The organism is Chryseobacterium sp. Leaf201 (assembly GCF_001421435.1).
Lineage (GTDB): Bacteria > Bacteroidota > Bacteroidia > Flavobacteriales > Weeksellaceae > Chryseobacterium.
In genome coordinates this window covers 32,492-54,263 of record NZ_LMKA01000134.1, presented here as the reverse complement: position 1 = coordinate 54,263, position 21,772 = coordinate 32,492, and the positions used below count along the sequence as shown (strand labels likewise).

The window sequence follows — 21,772 nt, the reverse complement described above, 5'->3', positions numbered from 1 at the left end:
CCCATTCACCTTATTTATTTCATCAGATCCAGTAAAACCTTTTCATATTCATTCAAAATGATATTTTTTGAAAATCTCGACTGTATGGAATTTCTTATGGAGTCTCTTTCATAGCTCTGATGAAGGACCTCGATGATTTTCTGTGCAAAACCTTCGTGGTTTTCAATATCGGCAATTTCTCCGTTGATTCCGTCCTGAATGATTTCGTTAATTCCTCCGGGACAGTTATTGGCCAGGGAATAGGTTCCGCAGGCTCCGGCTTCCAGCAGGACATTCGGGAAGCCCTCATATCTCGAAGACAAGATAAACAGATCGGCATGTTTCAGAAACTGATACGGGTTTTCCTGTTTTCCGTGGAAAATAACCTGGTCGAGTCCCAGAAAATCTTTCATCTGGTGCAGCATCTCCCGGTCTTTTCCATCGCCCAGAATATGCAGCAGGATATTTTCATTTTTAAGCCTTGAAAATACCTTCAGCAGATTATCAAAACCTTTTCTGGCAGACAGGTTTCCGATGGCTACAATATTTTTGTAATTATGCCTGAAACTTTCCGGTCTTACGGAAGTTTTAAGTTTAGCATCAATAAAATCAAAATCAACAGGATTATTAATCTTGACAATCTTATGCTTTTTGATGTTGAAATGTGTGATCAGATCCTTTTTCATATCATCACTCTGGGCGATGATTCTCTGGTAGTTATTGTAAAAATTATAGAAAAATTTTATTTCTTTCCGGGTTACGTGTTCACTAACCACATTGGTTTCCCGGGCAATAAATTTCGTTTTTGGAAAAATCTTAATAAATAAAGACAGATAGGCATTTACTTCGCCAAAACCAGAGAATACGATATCCGGTTTTCTGCGGTAAATTTCCCGTAAAATAGGTTTTAAGGAATGCCTGATTCTTTCTGTTTTCACATCAATAATCTCAACATCCTCTTTCAGCAGGCTGAGATAGCCTCCCTGCTTGCGGAGAAGCAGGATTTTAGGTTCAAACCGGTCCCGCGAAAGATGGTTGGCAATGGTGGTAACAATTCTTTCCGCGCCTCCGGTTTCCAGATCCGGCAGAATAAATATAACAGAAATCTTTTTCATCAGTGTAAAATTAGTAAAAAGTTTTATTCTCAGATTAACAATAAATTTTATCGCCGAAAAAAAATTACTTTAATCCTGTTAATTGCAGATACTCATGTGTTTTTATGAAAAAACAATATATAAAGAAAAAGAAACTCTTCTAAGAAGAATTCCTTTTATTTAGAATTTATACTAATTTTTAATTGGCGACATCACTGATGAACTTTATTCTCAGCATCCTCACCTCTTCATCAGAGAGTTCATCCCCGAATTCATCCAGTAACACCTTCATGCTGTCGCTTTCAGATTCATTCATGAATTCCATGAAGCCGTCTACAATATCTTCGTCAAAGTTATCTTCAATATAATAATCAATATTAAGCTTGGTCCCCTGATAAACAATACGCTCCATTTCTTTCAGCAGTTCATCCATTGAAAGGTTTTTGGCTCTTGCGATATCTTCAAGATCAATTTTTTTGTCTGTACTCTGGATGATAAAAACCTTATGGCTGGATTTATTGGCTACCTGTTTCATCACCATATCCTGGGTACGCTCAATGGCATTGTCTTCTACATATTTACTGATGAAATCTGCGAATTCCTTACCGTATTTTTTGGCTTTCCCTTCCCCGACTCCGTAAATTTTAGCAATTTCTTCTACCGTAATCGGGTACTGGACCGTCATATCCTCAAGGCTCGGGTCCATAAACACCGTATAAGGCGGGATGCCATACTTTTTGGCAACTTTTTTTCGCAGTTCTTTTAATAAAGTAAAGAGGTTCTGGTCTAATCCGCCTCCGGACTGCATCTGGATCTGGTCGCTCTCCGCTTTGCTCTGGGTAAGGTCGAATTCCCGGTCTTCGGCAATTAAAAATGAAGGCTTCAGTTCTCCGTTCAGAACCTGTCTCCCTTTTTCAGTGATCTTCAACACCCCATAGGTCTCAATATCTTTCAGTAAAAAGCTCTGAACTGTAGCCTGTCTTAAAACCGTTTTCCAGTGGTTATCTTTTTCCTCTTTCCCGAAACCGAAATAAGAAGTCTGCTCAAGCTTATAAGACTTCGTCACCGCATTTTCTTTTCCTGTAACCACGGAAATCAGGTCTTTGGACTTGAATTTTTCCCCGGTATCACGGATCAGCTGCAGTACTTTTATGAGATCTTTGGTTGCATCCTTAAGTTTCGGCGGGTTGGTAGAATTATCGCACATATTGGCACCGTCTCCGTTCACCGGATCAAAATTTTCCCCGAAATAACAAAGGATATACTGCCTCCTGCTCATGGAAGTTTCGGCGTAGCCTACCACTTCGTTCAGCAGCTGCAACCCGATTTCACGTTCTGAAACCGGCTTCTGGGCAAGGAATTTCTCTAATTTTTCAATATCTTTAGGATCATAGAATGCCAGACAGTGGCCTTCCCCTCCGTCACGGCCTGCACGTCCGGTTTCCTGATAATAGCTTTCAAGGGATTTCGGAAAATCATAATGGATCACAAAACGTACATCGGGTTTATCGATTCCCATCCCGAATGCAATTGTGGCCACAATGATATCCACTTCCTCCATCAGGAACTTGTCCTGGTTTGCAACCCTGATCTTCTGATCGAGGCCTGCGTGATAAGGCAGCGCATTCACGCCATTCACCTGTAAAAGCTGGGCAAACTCCTCCACTTTTCTCCGGCTCAGGCAGTAAACGATTCCTGATTTTCCTTTATTCTGATTGATGAATTTAACGATTGCGCGGTCTACATTTACCTTCGGCTGTACCTCGTAGTAAAGATTGGGCCTGTTGAAGCTTTCTTTAAATACCAGTGCATTCGTCATGCCCAGTGTTTTCTGGATATCATCCTGAACTTTAGGCGTTGCGGTAGCCGTTAATGCGATAACCGGCACATCTGCAATTTTATCGATAATTGATTTAAGGTTCCTGTATTCCGGCCTGAAATCATGTCCCCATTCTGAAATACAGTGGGCTTCATCAATGGCAACGAAAGAAATTGTTACATCTTTTAAAAATTCCAGGTAATCTTCCTTGATCAGGGATTCGGGTGCTACATACAGAAGTTTTGTCCTCCCGCTTTTTATATCGTCGAATACCTGTTTGGTCTGTGTTTTGTTTAATGATGAATTTAAAACATGGGCCACACCGTCATCAGATGAAAGTCCGTTTACGGCATCCACCTGGTTCTTCATTAATGCGATCAAAGGCGAAACTACAATTGCCGTACCTTCTGAAATAAGAGCCGGAAGCTGATAGCATAAGGATTTTCCGCCTCCTGTGGGCATCAGTACAAATATATCCTTACCTTCCAAAAGGTCCTGGATAATCTGCTCCTGCTGGCCCTTGAAAGTAGAAAACCCGAAATATTTCTTCAATTCGCCTGATAAATTGGCTTTTTTTGCGCTCATCTAATTTTCTATTGCTAAATTTGCATCTATCCCAAAGTTATACATTTTTTGCTTAACACAAAAGCAAACAAAGGGATTAAAAATAAAATTTATATTCAGAACTCTTGTAAAATTACACTATTTTCTAAGCGTTTCTACAGATCTATCAAAAAGTAAAATGGAGAGAGCCAACATCATTTCAATTGCGAAAACAACCCTGGAAATTGAAATTTCTGAACTTGAAAAACTGAAAAGCAGACTTGACGACCAATTTGCAGAAGCCGTAGAGATCATACATGCTGCAAAAGGCAAGTTGATTGTAGTAGGCATCGGGAAGTCTGCCCATGTGGGAAATAAAATCGTCGCCACGCTGAATTCCACCGGCACCCCTTCGCAGTTTCTTCACGCTTCGGAAGCCATCCACGGAGACCTGGGCGTCATCCAGAAGCAGGATGTTGTGTTATGCATTTCCAATTCAGGAAACTCCCCGGAAATTGTCAATCTCGTATCGTATCTGAAAGAATATTCTTCCGCTCTGATTGCAATGACGGGAAACAGGAACAGCAAGCTCGCGGAATTTTCAGACGTTGTCCTGGATACGCATGTTGATATGGAAGCCTGCCCGAACAAGCTCGCTCCTACCAGTTCGACCACCCTTCAGATGGCTCTGGGGGATGCCCTTGCGGTTTCTTTAATGGAAATGAATGATTTTAAAGCCAATGATTTTGCCAGGTTCCATCCCGGAGGCAGTTTAGGTAAAAATTTAATTTCAAAAGTGGATGATTTCCTGTCTTCGCAAAAACCTCAGGTAACGGAACACGCTACCGTAAAGGATGTTATTATTTCGATCAGCGCATCCAGGCATGGAATCACCGTGGTGACTGATGAAGACCGGATTATCGGTGTGATTACCGACGGCGATTTAAGGAGAATGCTGATGAAAGGCGATGATATTTCAAAAGTGATGGCCAAAGATATTATGTCTGCCCATCCGAAGACCATTGAAAGAAATGCTTTGGCAAAAGAAGCTATGAAAATTTTAAAAGACAATAATATCGGGCAGCTTATCGTAACGGAAAACGGAAAATATTTCGGGATTATTGACCTCCATAAACTGTTGGATGAGGGAATCAACTAAAAATTGTTATGTATTTTTTATTCGTTCTCGCAGGTCTTTCAATATATTTATTAAGATGCTATATCAATAATCAGCCAGACACTCATCATATCACGATAAAGAGAAATAAAAAACAAAATGCAAATCATTTTTCTGATGAAACTTTTGATGAAAATTCCACTGAATATTTTAATATCTTAATAAAAGTCTTAATTCTAAGCACTTATAATTCTGAAAAATTTAACAGCGTTACATCTGAAGATTTTCCATTCAGAAGATTGGAAGAAGATATAGGATTTGTCTTTACAGAAGATGTCTTTAAAAGTATGCTGAGAAATGATCTGATCAAAGAAACGGAATTACCAAAACTTTTAGCGTTCAAAGAAGCAACTTTAAAAATCAGTGAGGATGAATGGTTTTTAGAAAAAGTTGATCCTGATTCTGATAAACGCTGGATAAAAATAAATGAAGTTGCCGATGAATTATTAACTGAAATGAATATTGATACAAAAAATTATAATTTTGAATCCGGGAATTCCGAGTGATTTAATTAAATCGAACACTTTATCGGTAAAACTTTAAACTGTAAAACGTCCTGCTTTACTAAAACTTTTTTCATACATTTGAATCCGTAAAAATATTATTCTGTGAGTGATGTTAAAGACATGTCCTTCTTTGGGCACATTGGTGAATTAAGAGGTCATCTCATCCGTTCGATTATTGCAATTATCGTTGCCGCTTTTATTATCGGCTATAATATCAACTGGATTATGGATCATGTGTTTTTTGGTCCTACCAGAAATGATTTCCTGACTTTTGAAATGGTGAATCATTTTTCCAGAATGGTCCTGGGTGAAGAAAGTATCCGCCTTCCCAAAGATTTCCCCGTGCGTGCGAGCAAGCTTTATCAGCAGTTCAATGTGATGATGGCTGTTTCCATCTTCGGAGGAATTGTGGTGGCATTCCCGTACATTATCTGGGAACTATGGAGGTTCATCAGCCCCGCCCTGCACCCAAAAGAAAGGAAAAACTCTATTTTTATCATCAATTCCGTTTGGATCCTGTTCATGATGGGCGTTTTATGCGGCTATTATTTAATCCTTCCTTTCGCCGTTAATTTCGGGGTAATCTTTAAAATCTCGGATATTATTATCCCGCTTTATGATTTAAGCGATTATACGACGTTGTTTTTACAGGTGGTATTGGGAATGGGTGTTATTTTCCTTTTTCCGGTGCTTATCTATTTCCTGACGACCATCGGCATCCTGACACCGATGTTTATGAGGACTTACCGCCGGCATGCCATTGTCCTGATCATGGTAGTAGCTGCTATTATCACCCCTGCGGATGTTCTGAGTATGCTGATGGCTGCATTGCCGCTTCTTTTACTGTATGAATTCAGCATCCTGATGTGTTCATATACCTACAAGAAAGTTCAGAAGGCAGCCGGAATTTTACCGGTTAAAAAATAAAATACTTAAACTTTTAAAATATATTCCCGCAGATTGATTCTGCGGGATTTTTGCTGATTGTTATCTGATCAGTATTTAAAAATTTACCGGCCACGGCTTAAAAAGTAACATCCTGTCTGAAATTTACTTAAAACTTATACCCTTCTCAGGTAAACAGGAATTTCAGTATCATAATCAATCTGGATATGTAATTTTAACCTGTAACAAAACGCTGTATTTCCCGTCTTATCAGAATAGATTTTTGATGTTAAATTATTTTGACATCGAATAATTCTTTATTTTAGTAATTAATTTAATTCAGATGAAAAAACTTTCATATACGCTCTTATTTGCTTCGGCATTGGTTTTCGGTCAAACCTATGAAAGAGACACTTATACGGTTCTGGATACCTTGAAAGGTTCCGATACCAAATTCCGTAATTTCTGGGATGTGAAGAAATATGACCTGTCCGTAGAGCCGGATTTTGCACAGAAAAGCATTAAAGGAAACAATATGATCAGTTTTGAGATTATTAAAGATGTAGTGAACCCTACCTTCCAGATTGACCTGCAGCAGCCGATGAAAGCGGATAAGGTGGAAGCCGGTTTTCCGGTAGCGGATTACAGGCAGGACGGCGATTTTATCTGGATCAAAAGTAATAAGACCTTTAAAAAAGGAGAAAAATATACGATTGATATTACCTATTCCGGAAACCCGGTGATTGCTAAAAGAGCCCCGTGGGACGGCGGCTGGGTATTCACAAAGGATGAAAAAGGAAACCCGTGGATGAGTGTGGCGGATGAAGGGATCGGCGCATCAATATGGCTGCCGTTAAAAGACATCTGGAGCGATGAGCCGGACAATGGAGTGATCATGAAGATCATTACGCCAAAGGATCTGGTAGGTATAGGAAACGGAAGGCTGACCGACAAAAAAACCAACGGTGACAAAACCACTTACACCTGGGAAGTCAAAAACCCGATCAATCCCTACTCCATTATCCCGAATATCGGGAAATACGTGAATTTTAAAGATACCTTTAACGGGGAAAAAGGAAAGCTTGCCCTTGATTACTGGGTAATGGATTATAACCTGGATAAAGCAAAAAAGCAGTTCCAGCAGGTAAAACCGATGCTTTCCGCATTTGAATACTGGTTCGGCCCCTATCCTTTTTATGAAGATTCCTACAAACTGGTAGAGTCACCATACTTAGGCATGGAGCACCAGAGCAGTGTGGCTTACGGAAACGGGTACCAGAACGGATATCTGGGAAGGGATCTTTCAGACACGGGTGTCGGGCTCAGCTGGGATTTTATTATTATTCATGAAAGCGGCCACGAATGGTTTGCCAATAACATCACGGCAAAGGACCAGGCGGATATGTGGATCCATGAAAGTTTTACCAATTATTCTGAGGTGCTGTTTACCGAGCGGTATATGGATAAAAAGTCGGCGGAACTGTATGCTATGGGAATCAGGAAGATCATTGCCAATGACGTTCCGATTATAGGAAAATATGGGGTAAGGAATGAAGGCAGCAGAGATATGTACCCGAAAGGCGCAAGCATGCTTCACACAATCCGCCAGGTCATCAATAACGATGAGAAATTCAGGCAGATTTTAAGAGGTCTCAACAAAGATTTTTACCACCAGACGGTTACCACACAACAGGTTGAGGACTATATTTCCAGAAAAGCAGGCATTGATTTTTCGGGAGTGTTCAACCAGTACCTGAGGACTACGAAAGTTCCGGTTTTAGAATATTCGCAGAAAGGGGAAGAACTGAAGTTCCGCTATACCGAGATCGTTAAAGGACTGAAGCTCCCTGTAAGAATCGATGGTGAGCAGACCATTAATCCGACAGAAGAATGGCAGACCGTAAAGCTGAAAAAAGGGTCTCCGATAATATTCAACCAAAATTATTATATCAATTATAAAAAAGTACAATAACAGAATAAGGTAAGATGGCAGATGCTGTTTTACCTTTAATTTTCAATCATGACGGAGCCGTCGGTTTTAAGAAAAATTTAGCACCGCCTGCTGTAACAAAATGCTCCGGAACGCAACTAACTACTGTATAAATTAAACCCAATGAAAAAAACAGCCCTCAGTTTAGGCTTTTTAACTGCTTTTCTGGCAAATGCCCAGTCGATTAAAACCACCATTGACCTGGTGAACGTAAAAAACGACCAGGTTGCCGTTACCATGAACTTCCCCAAAATGAAATCAGGGGATGTGAAATTCCATTTTCCGAAAACCGTTCCGGGAACTTATTCCGTGGATGATTACGGAAGATTTGTGGAAGGCATTAAGTTTTTCGACAATAAAGGAAAAGAACTCGCCTTCACCAAGGTAGGTGACAATACATATTCTCTTAAAAATGCCCAGAATTTAACCAAGGTTACGTATCTGGTGAATGACAGTTTTGATGATGAAGTGGATGCCTCAAAACATAAAGCGGTATTTTCACCGTCAGGAACGGATATTGAAACAGGGAAAGTATATCTGGTTAATACCCACGGTTTTGTAGGATATATTGATAATATGCAGGATGTACCTTATCAATTGGTCATCCAGAAACCTGCGGATTTTTACGGGACGACGGCTCTGGTTGATCAGGACAGGTCTGAATCTACCGATACGTTCACCCTGGCCAATTATGCCAAGCTTACCGACTCGCCGCTGATGTATACGAAACCGGATTACATCACCTTCAATGCCGGCGGAATGGATCTGGTATTGGGTGTTTATTCCCCATCCGGGAAATATAAGGCTGCTGATTTTAAAGACAATCTTGAAAAAATGGTTATGGCTCAGAAAAAATTCCTGGGTGATATGAATACCAATAAGAAATATGCGATTATGCTGTATCTGGCAGGAACCGAAGGACCTCAGATCAAAGGTTTCGGCGCGTTGGAGCACCATGAATCTACGAGTGTTGTCCTGCCTGAGATGATGCCGAAGGAAGCCATCGACAAAACGCTGACGGATGTGGTTTCCCACGAGTTCTTCCATACGGTAAACCCTCTGAAAACCCATTCTGAAGAGATTCACTATTTTGATTATGCAGACCCGAAAATGTCCCAGCACCTCTGGATGTATGAAGGCGGAACAGAATATTTTGCCAATCTTTTCCAGATCCAGGAAGGGCTGATTACGAAAAACGAGTTTCTGCAGAGGATCAATGAGAAAATCACCAATTCCAAGAATTACAACGATACCATGCCTTTTACGGTAATGAGCAAAAATATTCTTAAGGATGAATATAAAGACCAGTACAGAAACGTTTATGAAAAAGGAACGCTGCTGGCGATGTGCCTTGATATCGAATTGAGAAAACTGTCTAACGGTGAAATGGGCTACCGTGATATGATCCGGAAACTGTCCCAGAGATTCGGGGAAAACAAACCGTTCAAAGATGATAAGCTGATTGATGAGCTGGTAGCGGTTACCGGTTATCCGCAGGTAAAAGATTTCTATAATAAATACATTGCGGGAGAACAGCCGACTCCTTACGCGCAATACCTGAATATGGTAGGCGTAGAGATGAAAAAACAGGAAACGCCGCCTTTGTTCTGGTTTATTAAAGATCCGAACCAGACCGGTTATAACGATAAAAACAACACGTTTATATTTGATGAGAGCTCTGCATTGTCGCCGTTCTCAAAAAGTATCGGATTTAAAATTACCGACGAAATTGTTGCACTGGACGGAAAAACCATTAATGTCCAGAACATCCAAGACTTTATTAATTATTCCAAAACAATTAAGGAAGGCCAGAACGTAACGGTAACCGTATTAAGAAAAAACGGTGAAAAATCTGATAAAATAGAACTTAAAGGAAAAGCCATTCTGGATAAAATGACCATAGAAACGCTTAATTATAAAGCGAATCCTACTGCTGCGGAACAGAAACTGCAGGACCAGTGGCTGACGGGGAAAAAGTAATCCTTATTCAACATGCTAACAGCAATATATATATAGCGGAGAATCTTTCTCCGCTTTTTTATTTTGAAAATCGTCTGAACTTTTATTGAACTGCAGATTGAAGATCCGGCCTGATCAAGTAAAACAATCATTTAAACTTTAAGCTTTTTTGATTGTAATTCTAAAGGTGGTGCCCTTCCCTACTTCGGTCTGTGCAATTTTAATATCGCCGTTATGGTATTCTTTAATTACCCTTTTGGCCAGCGACAAGCCCAGTCCCCAGCCGCGTTTTTTAGTGGAATATCCAGGCTTGAAGGCATTTCCTGCCTGCTGCTTTGTCATTCCGCTTCCGTTGTCCTGCACTTCAATGATGATGTGTTTGTTCCGTTCGGTCACCGTCATGGAAATTGACCCTACCCCTTTCATGGCATCAACGGCATTTTTAACCAGGTTTTCAATTACCCAGCTGATCAGAATCTTATTATGGGGAACCGAAATATTGTAACTGGGAAGATGCAGCCCGAAGTTGATCTTTCTTGAAATCCTTGTTTTCAGATAATCATAGTTTTCCTGGATGGTTGCATTAAAATCCCGGTCGTTAAGCTCAGGCACAGAACCGATCTTGGAAAATCGCTCGGAAATCGTCCTTAGCCGTTCAATATCTTTTTCAATCTCATGGACGCCTTCGGAATCCGGAGTATCGAGCTTCATAATTTCCATCCAGCCGATCATGGATGACAGCGGGGTCCCGATCTGGTGTGCTGTTTCTTTGGCGAGCCCGGCCCAGAGGTAGCCTTCATCGGTCTTTTTAATCGTCCTCAGAAACCAGAATGAAAACAGGAAATAACACAGAATAAAAAATCCCAGAATATAGGGCGAGTAGCGTAAATTATTTAATAACGGTGAATTGTCATAATAAACAAACTGGTTGTTTTTATTGGGGAACTTAAGCTCTATCGGAGGATAGGTCTTTGCCATTTTTTTAGCAAACGCTACAATTTCCGAAGGGCTGTTTTCTATTTCCTGGGGAATATTCTTATGTTCGATGATCTGGTTATCCTTGTCCAGAATGATTACCGGAATGGTGGTATTCGAGCTGTAGATCTGAAGAATCAGGCCCTGGACTTCAAGGTTCGGGGTGGTGGCTTCCTGCTGGAATTTCACCGCGCTTACCAATATATCCACCCTTTTGATTTCCTCTTTACGAAGGAAATTAATCAGAACGGTTGAAGCAATAACCACCGTTAAAACCACAATGGTCATCAGCACGAAAATAATCCAGTTATTAAGCCTTGACAGTATTGATTTCCTCAAAACAATTTATTTTAAAACATTCAGGATTTTCTGGAGTTCCGTACTCCCGCTTCCCTGGTAATTGTTAATAATGACTGAAAACACATATTTTTTTCCGTCTTTTGAGGTATGGTAGCCTGCAAAAGATTTGGTATCCCTCATGGTTCCGCTTTTCATTTTAAGCCCGTTGTCCTGGGTCGGGAATCCTTCGTAATATGCATCAAACCACGGTTGCTTTTTAGCATATAATAAAGCCTGTACTTCCGCTTTTGCCGAAACGTAGTTCTGTGGCGACAGGCCGCTTCCGTCTGCAAAATTGATCATATTCGGGTTAATTCCTTTTGATTTCCAGAATTCTTTCAGAAAAGCAACGCCGCTTTTAAAGCCGGGATCTCCTTTTTTCTCTTTTCCCAATGTTTTGATTAAAGTTTCGCCGTACATATTGATGCTTTTCCTTAAAAACCAATAGACGATCTTATCCATCGTAGGCGATTCATATGTAAGAATGGTATTGCTTTTTGGAAATTCCATCGGTGTCTTCCCTTCAATTTCCAGCCGGGAACTGGTAATTACCTTTCCTGAAAGTGCGATTCCGGATTCCCTCAGCCATTGCTGAACTTCGACGCCCAGCTGTAAAGGCGGATCCGGCGTGGCGCCTGAAACCGTAACTGTTTTTGACGGTACAGTACCGTTTATCAATGCCACATCAGAATGCGGTGCTGTAAAAATCAGGCTCTGGTCTGAGCTGCCGGCCACTTTAAGGTCATTCAGCCACTTTACCCCTTCCAATGGATAGGAGAAGCTTTTAAATTCCGTTCCGTTGATGTTGATATCAAACTGGTTCTCGCGCCAGTTGACGCCCCACACACCGGCTCCGTAATAATTTCCCAAATCGTCCCACGGCCAGCCTCCGGGAATAGTCTGGTGGTCAAAATAAGAATCATCAATTACCAGGTCTCCCGATATTTTGGTGATCCCGGATTTCTTAAGGGCAGCGGTTAATTTCTGTTTAAAGTTTTCAGGTTTGTAGCCGTCATACCGCCAGCTTCCCAGGGTAGGATCTCCAGTGGAAGCAATGAACAGGTTACCGTTCAGGGTTCCTCCTGAAACCGTCCCGGAATAACCGGAAGTGGTTTTATAGGTGTAATTTTTACCTAAAACTTCCAGAGCGGCCGCTGCTGTAAAAATCTTTTGGGTAGAAGCCGTAGACAGTCCTTTATTTCCCTGATATTCATACACGGAATTTCCGTTCTCATCAGAAACATACAATGACAGACTGGATGAAACGGCCGCAGAAGATTCCATAAGGCTCTTCGTGGCGGCATCCAGTTTCTGTGCTGTAGTCTGGGCAAAAACAATTTGGGTTGATATAATAAGAACGGTAAATGTTTTTCTCATTGCAGATTTATTTTCTAAATACAGGTGTTTTGGCAGGTCAACGTAGTCTCCTGACCATGCCAGGTATTACATTCTGGATTCAAATATAATTAAAGTAAATTTATAAGGCTGAGCCTGCTTCTATTTCATAAGGCTCTTTTCCTTTTTCAAAAATGCGGGTCAGTTCGCTTCCTTCCACTGTAATTGTATTGCCGGTTCTCCTGATCCAGTTTCCTTCACGGAGACCGACAACTTTTGTGTCATTTTGCGTTAAAAACTCTTTGATCCTGGTTTCCCTGGTTTCACCGTTGTGTTTCAGGTCCGGGTTCGGATCCAGATAATGCGGATTGATATTGAACGGAACCAGGCCCATACAATCAAAGCTTGGCGGATAAACAATCGGCATATCATTCGTTGTTTTCATATTCTGTCCGCCGATATTGCTTCCGGCACTGCAGCCCAGGTAAGGCTTACCACTTTCCACATTTTGTTTCAGAACAGGCATCAGACCTTCTTCATGAAGTGTTTTAACCAGCAGAAAAGTATTGCCGCCGCCTGTAAAAAAAGCTTTTGCGTTGTGTACTGCTTCAATGGCATTATCAAATTCGTGCAGTCCCTTCACTTTAATATTAATCGTTTCAAAGAAAGAGCGGGCTTTTGCCGTATAGTCGTCATGAGAAATTCCGCCGGGCCTTGCAAACGGAATAAAAACCAGTTCATCAATTCCTTCATATAACCTGATGATTTCTTCTTTTAAATACGCTAAATATTCCCCTCCGAAAAGGGTGGATGTTGAAGCCAGTATGATATTCATAGACATTCCCTTGATTAAATTGTTGAGTAACAAAGATAGTTTAAACCCTATTGAATCAAAAATTAATATAAAATAAACATAGAGGTTGTTAATATTTTCAAAAAAAACTTAACGGTTCTAAAATCTGGGCATTTGCGGAATTATTATTGGACTTTAAAAATGTAAAATTTTAAATACGGGAATTATGAAAACGACTAAAATGAATATCAAAAATCTTTTTCTGGGCTTACTGTTAACCGGAGCTGCCGGCTTTTTGAGTGCGCAGACCACTCAGACAGACAGTGCTGTTACGACAACTGCGACAGCGAATCAATCTTCAAATCCGGCTATTGAAGGCCTTAAAAAACAAATAGAAACTAATCCTAAAGATACGGAAGCATTAGCCAAGCTCGCGACGGCATATCAGGAAGCATCCGACTGGAACAATGCGGTCAATACCTGGAAAAGAATATCCGCCCTGTTACCGGACTGGGCACCTTCTTATTACAGCCAGGCTTATGCATACCAATCAGCTAAAGATGATGCCAATGCAAAAGCTGCTTATGAAAAATACATTGCTACGGTAAAACCGGAAGAGGTGGAACAGAGCAAGAAAAACCTGGCGTATGCCTATTTCTATGTTGCTTTCGCGGAACAGCAGAGCAATCCGGATAAAGCAAAAGAGCATATTGCAAAATCTTTACAATATGATCCTACCAATCAGGATGCTGTAAAGCTCAGCCAAGCCCTGAATTCATAATAAAAAGATCCTGAAATTTTCAGGATCTTTTTTTGTGTTCCATGTCCAGAAGGCTGATAACATTTTCACAGCCTGTTTAAATTTAATAGTAAAACTCAATAAATAGCTACAGCTTATTGGTAACTCTGTCCTGCTGGTTTCAGATTTAAAAGACTATATAAACCTTAATTAAATAAATTTTACACTCAGAAAGGAATGTTTATCTTTGCATTAAATAAATCTGTAAACAAATGAAATTTTTTATTGACACGGCGAATTTAGAGCAAATTAGAGAAGCAAAAGACCTTGGGATTCTTGATGGGGTAACTACCAATCCTTCATTGATGGCCAAAGAAGGCATTCGGGGATCTGAAGCGATTAAAAACCATTATAAAGCCATTTGCGACATCGTAGACGGCGACATTTCTGCAGAGGTACTTTCTACCACATATGAAGAAATGATTAAGGAAGGCGACGAACTGGCAGCCATCCACCCGAATATCGTGGTAAAAATCCCGATGATCAAAGACGGAATCAAAGCATTAAAATATTTTTCAGATAAAGGGATCAAAACCAACTGTACGCTGATTTTCTCTCCGGGACAGGCCCTTCTGGCAGCGAAAGCAGGGGCAACTTATGTTTCTCCGTTCCTGGGAAGACTGGATGATATTTCAACCGACGGACTAAACCTGATCCAGGAAATCAGACTGATTTTTGATAACTACATGTATGAAACTGAGATTTTAGCTGCTTCTATCCGTCACTCCATGCATATTATTGACTGTGCGAAGATCGGTGCCGATGTAATCACTTCACCGCTTCCTCCGATCTTGAGTTTACTGAAACACCCGTTAACAGACAGCGGACTGGCTCAGTTTATTTCAGATTCACAGAAATTAGCGTAAGCATTAACAGCATTTTTAAAATAGAATCGGGCGCGGAAACAAAGTTTCCGCGCCCGATTCATTTATTCATTTCCTAATTTTCAATCGTCTTTATAACCTTGCAGGGATTCCCCACAGCCACAACATTGTCAGGAATATCCTTCGTCACGACACTGCCGGCACCGATTACGGAATTATTCCCTATGGTAACTCCCGGCAAAACCACAACGTTTCCTCCGAACCATACATTATTACCTACCTTAATCGGGTGAGCCGATTCCAGGCCCTGGTTTCTCTGTTTTACATCAAGCGGATGGCTTGCGGTATAGAAACTGCAGTTCGGACCGATGAACACATAGTCCCCGAAGGTCACTTTAGCACAGTCCAGGATGACCAGGTTATGATTGGAGTAGAAATTATCGCCAACCTCAATATTGTAGCCGTAATCGCACCAGAAACTGGGCTCGATACAGATATTGTCTTGTGTTTTCCCTAAAATCTTTCTGATCAGTGTTCCTCTTCCTTCGGTATCGGAATTTTTCAGCAGGTTGTATTCCAGGCAGAGGTCTTTAACGGCCATCCGTTCATTAATCAGCTCCTGATCATAATTGGCATCGTATAAAAGCCCGTTTTCACATTTTTCCTTTTCTGTCATGAATTCTTATTTTATGTTTGACGTTTAAGATGTACTGATTAAATATAGCAAAAAGAAAGCAGGATGAAAAATGACTTTCACCCTGCTTTCAATAAAATTAATTATTCTACCTGTATAAATCCGGCTCTATGGGATTGTTGTTCTTGGCTAAAGATTCTTTTGTACTTTTCTCTATTTCCCTGAATACCTGGTTGGGATCTGTGATTTCTTTTCCGTCATTTGTCTGTACCTTAAGGGTAACCCTGGTGTTATCGCTGCCTCCGTTCCGCATCATCATTTCCCTCATGTTTTTGGCAGGATCATTAACGTAGGCTTTCCATACTTTTTTATACTGGTCTCTGGTCACTTCAATTTCCTTGCCCCCGATTCCTATGATCTTTACATTTCCCGGCAGTTCCGTTTCACTAGGGTCTGTAAAAGCTTCAATTTTTTTGTTGCCCTGTAAAGTCATCCTGTGTGAGCCTGTGATATCCTCAATCTGTACAATCAGGCCCGGGAGACCGTAGAATTTATAAGGTCCGTCCTGGAACGGGATTTCTGTAGTAAACCATGCAATCCATTCCCTTCCGCCATAGCTGGCTGTTGCTTTCTGGGCATTGTAGGAACCGATTTTCTGTTTTTCAGGAAGGATTTTCCATTCGGGTTTCCGGTCTTCTCTAACTTTATACTGATCCATGGAAACTTTGGTAAGCAGAAAGGTCTTGTAATCAGGATATGACTTCGTTACTTTATAGCTTACCTGTCCGGCATTGTTTCCCCGGTTGACATTAAGGTTTCCGGATCCGCCCTTCAGCTGTTTCTGCAGGTTTGCCATTGACGTGGAATCGGCAATGAATTTATCACGGCTGTAGTAACGGGAACCGTTTTTATCGATATCCAGGAGCATCATTTCCGTTTTAACATCTTCCCTGTTGTTTGAATCCGGAATGTATTTATACTCATAGAAAAACCGGTTCTGTGCAAAAATGCTGAGTCCTGCAGCTAAAAATAATGCTGTAAAAAAAAATTTCATTATTCTAAATATTCTTAAGTTCGATTTTATTATTGTCCTTTTTCATTCTTTCTTTAATGCGCCCTTCCTGTTCTTTCATATTGGAATTCTGCCCATCTTTCATAATCATGATCGCACCGCCCATCTGCACTTGCTTAAGCCCTTTTGTAGGGTCATTTTCATAATCTTTCAAAAGTTTGCTGTACTGTTTGGCATTCACCGGAATATCATTGGCACCGAAGATCTCTTCCGGAATGGAACTGATGTTTTTCACTGCCTGTAAAGTGAAGCGGTGAGAAAGCGTCTGATCTTCAAGCTTTACGATAAGCCCGGGAAGTCCGTGAAATTTATACGGTCCGTCCTGAATCGGGATATCCGTGGTAAACCAAGCATACCAATGCCTTCCGGCGAAATCAGTTTCTGCCTTCTGTGCTGACCATTCCCCGATTTTCATTTTTTCTGAGGTTATCTTCCATACAACCGGTCTTTCTTCAGAAACATTATACTGATCCCTTAAAATCCTGTTGTGCAAAGAGATTTCATATTTAGGGTATTTCTTTGAAACGGTGTACCGTACCAGGCCTTTCCGGTTATCCGATTTAATATTAAGCGATCCCGTGGCGGCCAGCTGCCTGTCAAGATCAATTTTCATCAGAGAATCGGATTGGTAAACCGTATAACTGTAAAATTTAGACCCGGATTTTGAGACATCCAGATTCATCAGTTCATTTTTAACATCTGAAACATTGGTGGAATCGGGAATGAATTGATAATTATAGGTAAAACGCTGGCTTTGTGCACTGGTGATTATGCTTAAAAATAGAAAAAGTAAAATACTGTTTTTCATAGGTTCTGTTGGTTTTAAATAATAGAAAGCCCTGTCAGTGTATCACATCAAGTCTGAAATTCATTACTGACAGGGCTTCATCTGAGTTTTTACGGTTATTTTTTAGTTTCGATCCAGATTTCTCCGGAAGTTCCGCCTCCGTCAGTCTTGTTCTTGTTAATGTACATGCTTTTGATCTTATCAGGGTCCAGGGTTTCCATTTCTTTTCTGGTAACTTCTTTGCCGTCAAAATATATTCTCATCTTATCGGCTCCGTCGATATTTTTAATCCCTGAAGCATTCACTGTCCGGTTACCATGGCTGATTCTGATATTATCAGCATTGATTCTTAAATTTTATCCTCCGGAAAGTTTTTAAATGTTTTATTAAATACGATAGTCTTTCTGTTTCCATCCAGAGCCATTCTTTCAGCTTCTATTTTTGCACGTTCTGCATAAGCCTTTGTCATTTTAGAATCAATCTTCGCCCTCTTTCTGTCCAGCTCAGCTCTTTTCTTAGCATCTGCCGCAGATTCTTTGCCTCCTGTTGCCGATAATTTCAATGTTTTTTTCATTTCAGGAGACCATTTCATGTTTTTCGCATCCCTTAAAGTATAAATCTGTACTTTGGGTGTATTGGGTATATTCACTGCTGACGGCGGAAGTTCAATGCTGATTTCAGGAATTTCAGGCAGCTCCGGCATTTCTTCATACCTGATATTTTCAATGTCCCTGATCTTATCCTTCCATTCCGCAGACTTAAAATACTCATTTGCTCTTAACACCGTTACAGATTTAAGGAAGTTCTCCGAACCTGCAATTTTTCCGATCTCCCCGGACAGTTTTCCTATTTCTTCAAGGTATACGTTATATTCCTTGCTTTCAGGGGTAAGCTTTTTCAAAGCGGCAGTACGCTCCTGAATCTTTTTGCTTAAATCTGCAATTTTCTTTTCACCGGCTGATTTTTTATAGACATCGGGAACTACTGCAGTATTACTTTTGGAAGCATCGGGTGTTACGGTATCTGTTTTAATACGCCCAACTTCAGTTTTTTTAATCCGGGAAACGGTTTTTTCGATTTCTATATTTGTCGCTTTGATCTCCTGGTTTTTAGCATTTACCATATAGGCAAAGGCCACTGAAAATATGACCGGTAATGCAAAAATTCTACGCGCATACCCGAATCTGGTTTTTGGTTTCTGTAACATTTTAAGTCGTTTTTTAAGGTTTGAACTGAGAAACGGACTGGTCGCCGGCAACGGTTTTCCGGAAAAGTGGCTGGCTAGGAGCATCTGCGCAAATGCGTGGGTGTCCGATTGTCTGACGGCTTTTTTATCCGCCAGGTATTCATGAATTAAACTGATTTCTTTTTTGATGAGGTAAAAAAAAGGATTGAACCAGAATACTGACGTAACGATCTCGATAAAGATTTTATCGAAAGAATGTTTCTGTTCAATGTGTACCATTTCATGCTTCAGAATCTGCTTCCCGATATCTGAGTCCAGCATAATGGAGTTTTTCCAGAACAGGTTTCTGAAATAGGAAAACGGGGCTTCCGCCAGATTGGTCCGGTAAAAGTTGATCCCGCCGAAATGCTCTTTCGGAAACCGGCTTTTAAGCTGCCCGATTCTGATAATCCCGTAGATGAATCTTCCTACAAAGAAGAAAGAAACAAATCCCAGAGCTGAAAAAATAATCCTAAAATAAATGTTATCATATGTTGCGTTTTTGTAGGTATTAAAATTCTGTACCTTATCAATCAGGCGGTAGACATCACTGCTTACTTCAACCGTAAAGTCCTCTATTCTTATCAAAGGCAGCAGCATCGAAATCAGCATTGCAGACAGAAGATAGAATCTGTTGTAGTGATGAAACGTCCTGTCCTTTAAAGACAACCGGTAGTATAAAAATGTTACACCGGAACATACAATAACTTTCCCAAAATACAGAAGCAGAGTTTCCATAGGCTGTTAATCTTTCTTTTTGAGTTCGCTTAATAACATCTCAAGGTCTTCTACCGTCATTTCATTTTTTTCCACCAGGAATGAAACTGCACTTTTATAGGAGCCTTTAAAATAATTTTTCACAAGGCTCTTCATCGTTTTCCCGGAATACTGTTCTTTGGAAACCAGCGGAAAATACTCATGCTGCCTTCCGTATACGCGGTAGTCTACAAATTCCTTCTCCTTCAGTACTTTCAAAATGGTAGAAACGGTATTGGTATGCGGTTTCGGTTCCGGGAAAAGATCCAGGACATCTTTCAGAAATCCCTTTTCAAGTTTCCATAAATACTGCATTACCTGCTCTTCTGCTTTTGTTAACGTCTGAATTTTCATATCCTTTTCATTTTATCATATATGCCTGTACAGATTCAAACAATCCATATCACTAATTCCTTAGTGATACAAATGTAGAAATAAAATCAATTCAAACAACTATTTTTTTAGTGATAAAAGATAAATGAATTTAAATGTTTGAAAATCAGCACAATAAATTTCAATATAATTTGATATATCTTTAAAAAAGTAGAATTATTTCCTGATCATCTTACAGCAAAGCGGATGATTATAACTGAAATTCTTAAAAGTTGTTAATTTTTATTACATAAAATTAAAATGTAGCCCGTTTAACTCAGAAAATATATTTATTTTAGTGCTTTAAAAATTTCTCATGAAAAGATATCATTTATTAATTGTACTATTGCTATTCATTTTTAACTTTACTACAGCCCAGAAGAAAGGTTCTCCGGCAGCGGATTTCAGTGCGGTGGGCGAAGCGAAAAACAAAATTGAAAATACCGTTCCTTTAGTGATCAAGCATTTAAAGGAAATAAGCGAAAAAGAAAGCGATCCTAATATCCTTACCAACGGAAAAACAGCTTTAGCCAAAGAATACGGAAAAGTGGAACTGGAATGGCGCCTGTACCGCGGGAACATGAACAACTGTATCCTTAACAATTCTTCCAAAAAAGCTAAAAAGTGTATGGAATATCATACTTCCATGTTCAGAGGCACTTTGATCAACTACAACAATTACATTACCAACCTGACGAGAAAGAACGGTTACCTGGGTGTGGAAGGCGATACGAAATTTGAGTTCAATCCTGCTGAGATCACCACAAAACTGAACGATTCTTATTTTAACGGAGGCGATGCGGCCAACAGAATGAAAAGAGGACAGAAAAAAGAATTCATAGGTCAGACGATGGCTGATGATAATGCGCTTAAGCCTTTCAACCAGCTGGCGGCTGAATAATTTAAACAGAAGTAATACTACTTAAATAATAATCCTGCTTTATTTGAAGCAGGATTTTTTGTATCCGCTGACTGAAATGAACAGCAGATCAATAATTATGGCATGATAAGTGAATCATCTGACTTTAATTTTAAGACAGAATGAAATGAGCAGTTTAAAAAAAGGAGACATGGTAAGGTGGAATTCCAGTTTCGGGGAAACCCACGGAAAGATTACCCACATCCATACAAAGGATTTCACTTTTATGAACCGGCAGCGCCGCGCGTCTGAAGATGAGCCGCAGTATGAAGTGATGAGTGAAAAAACCGGGAAATCAGCGGTACATAAAGCTTCTGCCCTTAAGAAAATGTAAAATGCCACAAGTTAATTTGTGGCATTTTTAATTATAAGGGATGCTGTTATTTTATTTTGTCATAAATCAGTTTGGTAATAACCGCCCCGAAAAGATAATAGGCAACCGTCATTATTTTTTTCTGGTTATTCTCGGCGACAGGGGCATCATCCAGTCCCATTTTTTCAGGAAGGGCTACCGCACCCAGTCCCATTAGAACACCGGAAGCAATATTAAAGCCTGTAGTGGCCGTAGCTGCGTAATACATTCCGTTCCCGATAACATCGCCGGCCAATGTAGCTGCATACAGCTGTTCATGGTTGGTCACTTTCATATCCACTGTATCCAGAGCTTTATTTAAAGCTTCTTCTCCCACTTTATTGATCTCCGGGACATTGTCAAAATTTTTTCTGATGGCTTCGTGCAGCAGGCTGAGTGCAACGGCACCTCCTAAACCTGCAAGGATTTTCTTGTACATACGTTTGTCTTATTAATGGTGTGTTTACTTAACTGCATAAATTAAGCCATTAAAAGCATGATATAAAAGTCACTGTATGGAGAAATAAAAAGAGTATTACAAATCTGTAATACTCTTTCTGCAGTAGCGGGAACCGGACTCGAACCGATGACCTTCGGGTTATGAGCCCGACGAGCTACCTACTGCTCCATCCCGCGGT

21 protein-coding genes and 1 tRNA gene are annotated in these 21,772 nt (G+C 40.3%); 9 read left to right on the top strand and 13 right to left on the bottom strand.

Going from position 1 to position 21,772, the window contains the following annotated elements:
- Positions 1-14: 14 nt before the first annotated feature.
- Positions 15-1,094 carry a glycosyltransferase gene (locus ASE55_RS19135; protein WP_056223441.1) on the bottom strand — a complete coding sequence of 360 codons (1,080 nt, stop codon included), beginning with the start codon at positions 1,092-1,094 and terminating at the stop codon, positions 15-17.
- A 178-nt stretch (positions 1,095-1,272) separates the two neighbouring features.
- Positions 1,273-3,477, bottom strand: coding sequence for a DNA helicase RecQ (gene recQ / locus ASE55_RS19130; RefSeq protein ID WP_056223439.1), 2,205 nt, complete (start codon positions 3,475-3,477; stop codon positions 1,273-1,275).
- 157 nt (positions 3,478-3,634) lie between these two features.
- Between recQ and ASE55_RS19125 the strand changes: the two genes are divergently transcribed.
- From ASE55_RS19125 to ASE55_RS19105, 5 genes are all read left to right on the top strand, one after another.
- Positions 3,635-4,594: an SIS domain-containing protein gene (locus ASE55_RS19125; RefSeq protein WP_056223437.1), complete on the top strand. Its 960-nt coding sequence runs from the start codon at positions 3,635-3,637 to the stop codon at positions 4,592-4,594.
- An 8-nt stretch (positions 4,595-4,602) separates the two neighbouring features.
- Positions 4,603-5,118, top strand: coding sequence for a hypothetical protein (locus ASE55_RS19120; RefSeq protein WP_056223435.1), 516 nt, complete (start codon positions 4,603-4,605; stop codon positions 5,116-5,118).
- Between the two features lie 102 nt (positions 5,119-5,220).
- Complete coding sequence (gene tatC / locus ASE55_RS19115) at positions 5,221-6,045, top strand: twin-arginine translocase subunit TatC (protein WP_185116307.1); 825 nt, start codon at positions 5,221-5,223, stop codon at positions 6,043-6,045.
- A gap of 301 nt (positions 6,046-6,346) precedes the next feature.
- Positions 6,347-7,975, top strand: coding sequence for a M1 family metallopeptidase (locus tag ASE55_RS19110; RefSeq protein WP_056223431.1), 1,629 nt, complete (start codon positions 6,347-6,349; stop codon positions 7,973-7,975).
- A gap of 141 nt (positions 7,976-8,116) precedes the next feature.
- Positions 8,117-9,973, top strand: a complete 1,857-nt coding sequence (locus tag ASE55_RS19105; protein ID WP_056223429.1) for a PDZ domain-containing protein — start codon at positions 8,117-8,119, stop codon at positions 9,971-9,973.
- Between the two features lie 138 nt (positions 9,974-10,111).
- Here ASE55_RS19105 and ASE55_RS19100 read toward each other — a convergent pair whose 3' ends face one another.
- From ASE55_RS19100 to pepE, 3 genes are all read right to left on the bottom strand, one after another.
- Complete coding sequence (locus tag ASE55_RS19100) at positions 10,112-11,266, bottom strand: sensor histidine kinase (RefSeq protein ID WP_056223427.1); 1,155 nt, start codon at positions 11,264-11,266, stop codon at positions 10,112-10,114.
- 6 nt (positions 11,267-11,272) lie between these two features.
- On the bottom strand, positions 11,273-12,643 hold the full coding sequence (gene dacB, locus ASE55_RS19095) for a D-alanyl-D-alanine carboxypeptidase/D-alanyl-D-alanine-endopeptidase (protein WP_056223425.1): 1,371 nt from the start codon (positions 12,641-12,643) through the stop codon (positions 11,273-11,275).
- A 100-nt stretch (positions 12,644-12,743) separates the two neighbouring features.
- Positions 12,744-13,436 carry a dipeptidase PepE gene (gene pepE, locus ASE55_RS19090; RefSeq protein ID WP_056223423.1) on the bottom strand — a complete coding sequence of 231 codons (693 nt, stop codon included), beginning with the start codon at positions 13,434-13,436 and terminating at the stop codon, positions 12,744-12,746.
- 184 nt (positions 13,437-13,620) lie between these two features.
- Between pepE and ASE55_RS19085 the strand changes: the two genes are divergently transcribed.
- Together ASE55_RS19085 and fsa are read left to right on the top strand one after the other, a co-directional pair.
- Positions 13,621-14,175 carry a tetratricopeptide repeat protein gene (locus ASE55_RS19085; RefSeq protein ID WP_056223421.1) on the top strand — a complete coding sequence of 185 codons (555 nt, stop codon included), beginning with the start codon at positions 13,621-13,623 and terminating at the stop codon, positions 14,173-14,175.
- Between the two features lie 230 nt (positions 14,176-14,405).
- Positions 14,406-15,059: a fructose-6-phosphate aldolase gene (fsa, locus tag ASE55_RS19080; protein WP_056223419.1), complete on the top strand. Its 654-nt coding sequence runs from the start codon at positions 14,406-14,408 to the stop codon at positions 15,057-15,059.
- A gap of 73 nt (positions 15,060-15,132) precedes the next feature.
- Here fsa and ASE55_RS19075 read toward each other — a convergent pair whose 3' ends face one another.
- The 6 genes from ASE55_RS19075 to ASE55_RS19050 all read right to left on the bottom strand — a co-directional run bounded on the left by ASE55_RS19075 (position 15,133) and on the right by ASE55_RS19050 (position 19,845).
- Positions 15,133-15,693: a sugar O-acetyltransferase gene (locus ASE55_RS19075; RefSeq protein WP_056223417.1), complete on the bottom strand. Its 561-nt coding sequence runs from the start codon at positions 15,691-15,693 to the stop codon at positions 15,133-15,135.
- Positions 15,694-15,799: 106 nt separating this feature from the next.
- The gene (locus ASE55_RS19070; RefSeq protein WP_056223415.1) at positions 15,800-16,705 is read right to left on the bottom strand and encodes a GLPGLI family protein; all 906 of its coding nucleotides are present in this window, start codon (positions 16,703-16,705) and stop codon (positions 15,800-15,802) included.
- 4 nt (positions 16,706-16,709) lie between these two features.
- On the bottom strand, positions 16,710-17,531 hold the full coding sequence (locus ASE55_RS19065; RefSeq protein WP_056223412.1) for a GLPGLI family protein: 822 nt from the start codon (positions 17,529-17,531) through the stop codon (positions 16,710-16,712).
- 95 nt (positions 17,532-17,626) lie between these two features.
- The gene (locus ASE55_RS20195; RefSeq protein ID WP_056223411.1) at positions 17,627-17,815 is read right to left on the bottom strand and encodes a hypothetical protein; all 189 of its coding nucleotides are present in this window, start codon (positions 17,813-17,815) and stop codon (positions 17,627-17,629) included.
- Between the two features lie 44 nt (positions 17,816-17,859).
- A complete protein-coding gene (locus ASE55_RS19055; protein ID WP_056223408.1) occupies positions 17,860-19,473 on the bottom strand; it encodes a M56 family metallopeptidase in 1,614 nt (537 codons plus the stop codon).
- A gap of 6 nt (positions 19,474-19,479) precedes the next feature.
- Positions 19,480-19,845: a BlaI/MecI/CopY family transcriptional regulator gene (locus ASE55_RS19050; protein WP_056223406.1), complete on the bottom strand. Its 366-nt coding sequence runs from the start codon at positions 19,843-19,845 to the stop codon at positions 19,480-19,482.
- A gap of 334 nt (positions 19,846-20,179) precedes the next feature.
- Between ASE55_RS19050 and ASE55_RS19045 the strand changes: the two genes are divergently transcribed.
- On the top strand, positions 20,180-20,764 hold the full coding sequence (locus tag ASE55_RS19045; RefSeq protein ID WP_056223404.1) for a hypothetical protein: 585 nt from the start codon (positions 20,180-20,182) through the stop codon (positions 20,762-20,764).
- A gap of 145 nt (positions 20,765-20,909) precedes the next feature.
- Positions 20,910-21,116 carry a DUF2945 domain-containing protein gene (locus ASE55_RS19040; protein ID WP_056223402.1) on the top strand — a complete coding sequence of 69 codons (207 nt, stop codon included), beginning with the start codon at positions 20,910-20,912 and terminating at the stop codon, positions 21,114-21,116.
- 46 nt (positions 21,117-21,162) lie between these two features.
- Here the strand turns inward: ASE55_RS19040 and ASE55_RS19035 are convergent, their stop codons facing one another.
- Both ASE55_RS19035 and ASE55_RS19030 read right to left on the bottom strand, forming a co-directional pair.
- Positions 21,163-21,573, bottom strand: coding sequence for a hypothetical protein (locus tag ASE55_RS19035; protein WP_056223400.1), 411 nt, complete (start codon positions 21,571-21,573; stop codon positions 21,163-21,165).
- 124 nt (positions 21,574-21,697) lie between these two features.
- Positions 21,698-21,770 (bottom strand) — tRNA-Met (locus ASE55_RS19030).
- Positions 21,771-21,772: the final 2 nt, after the last annotated feature.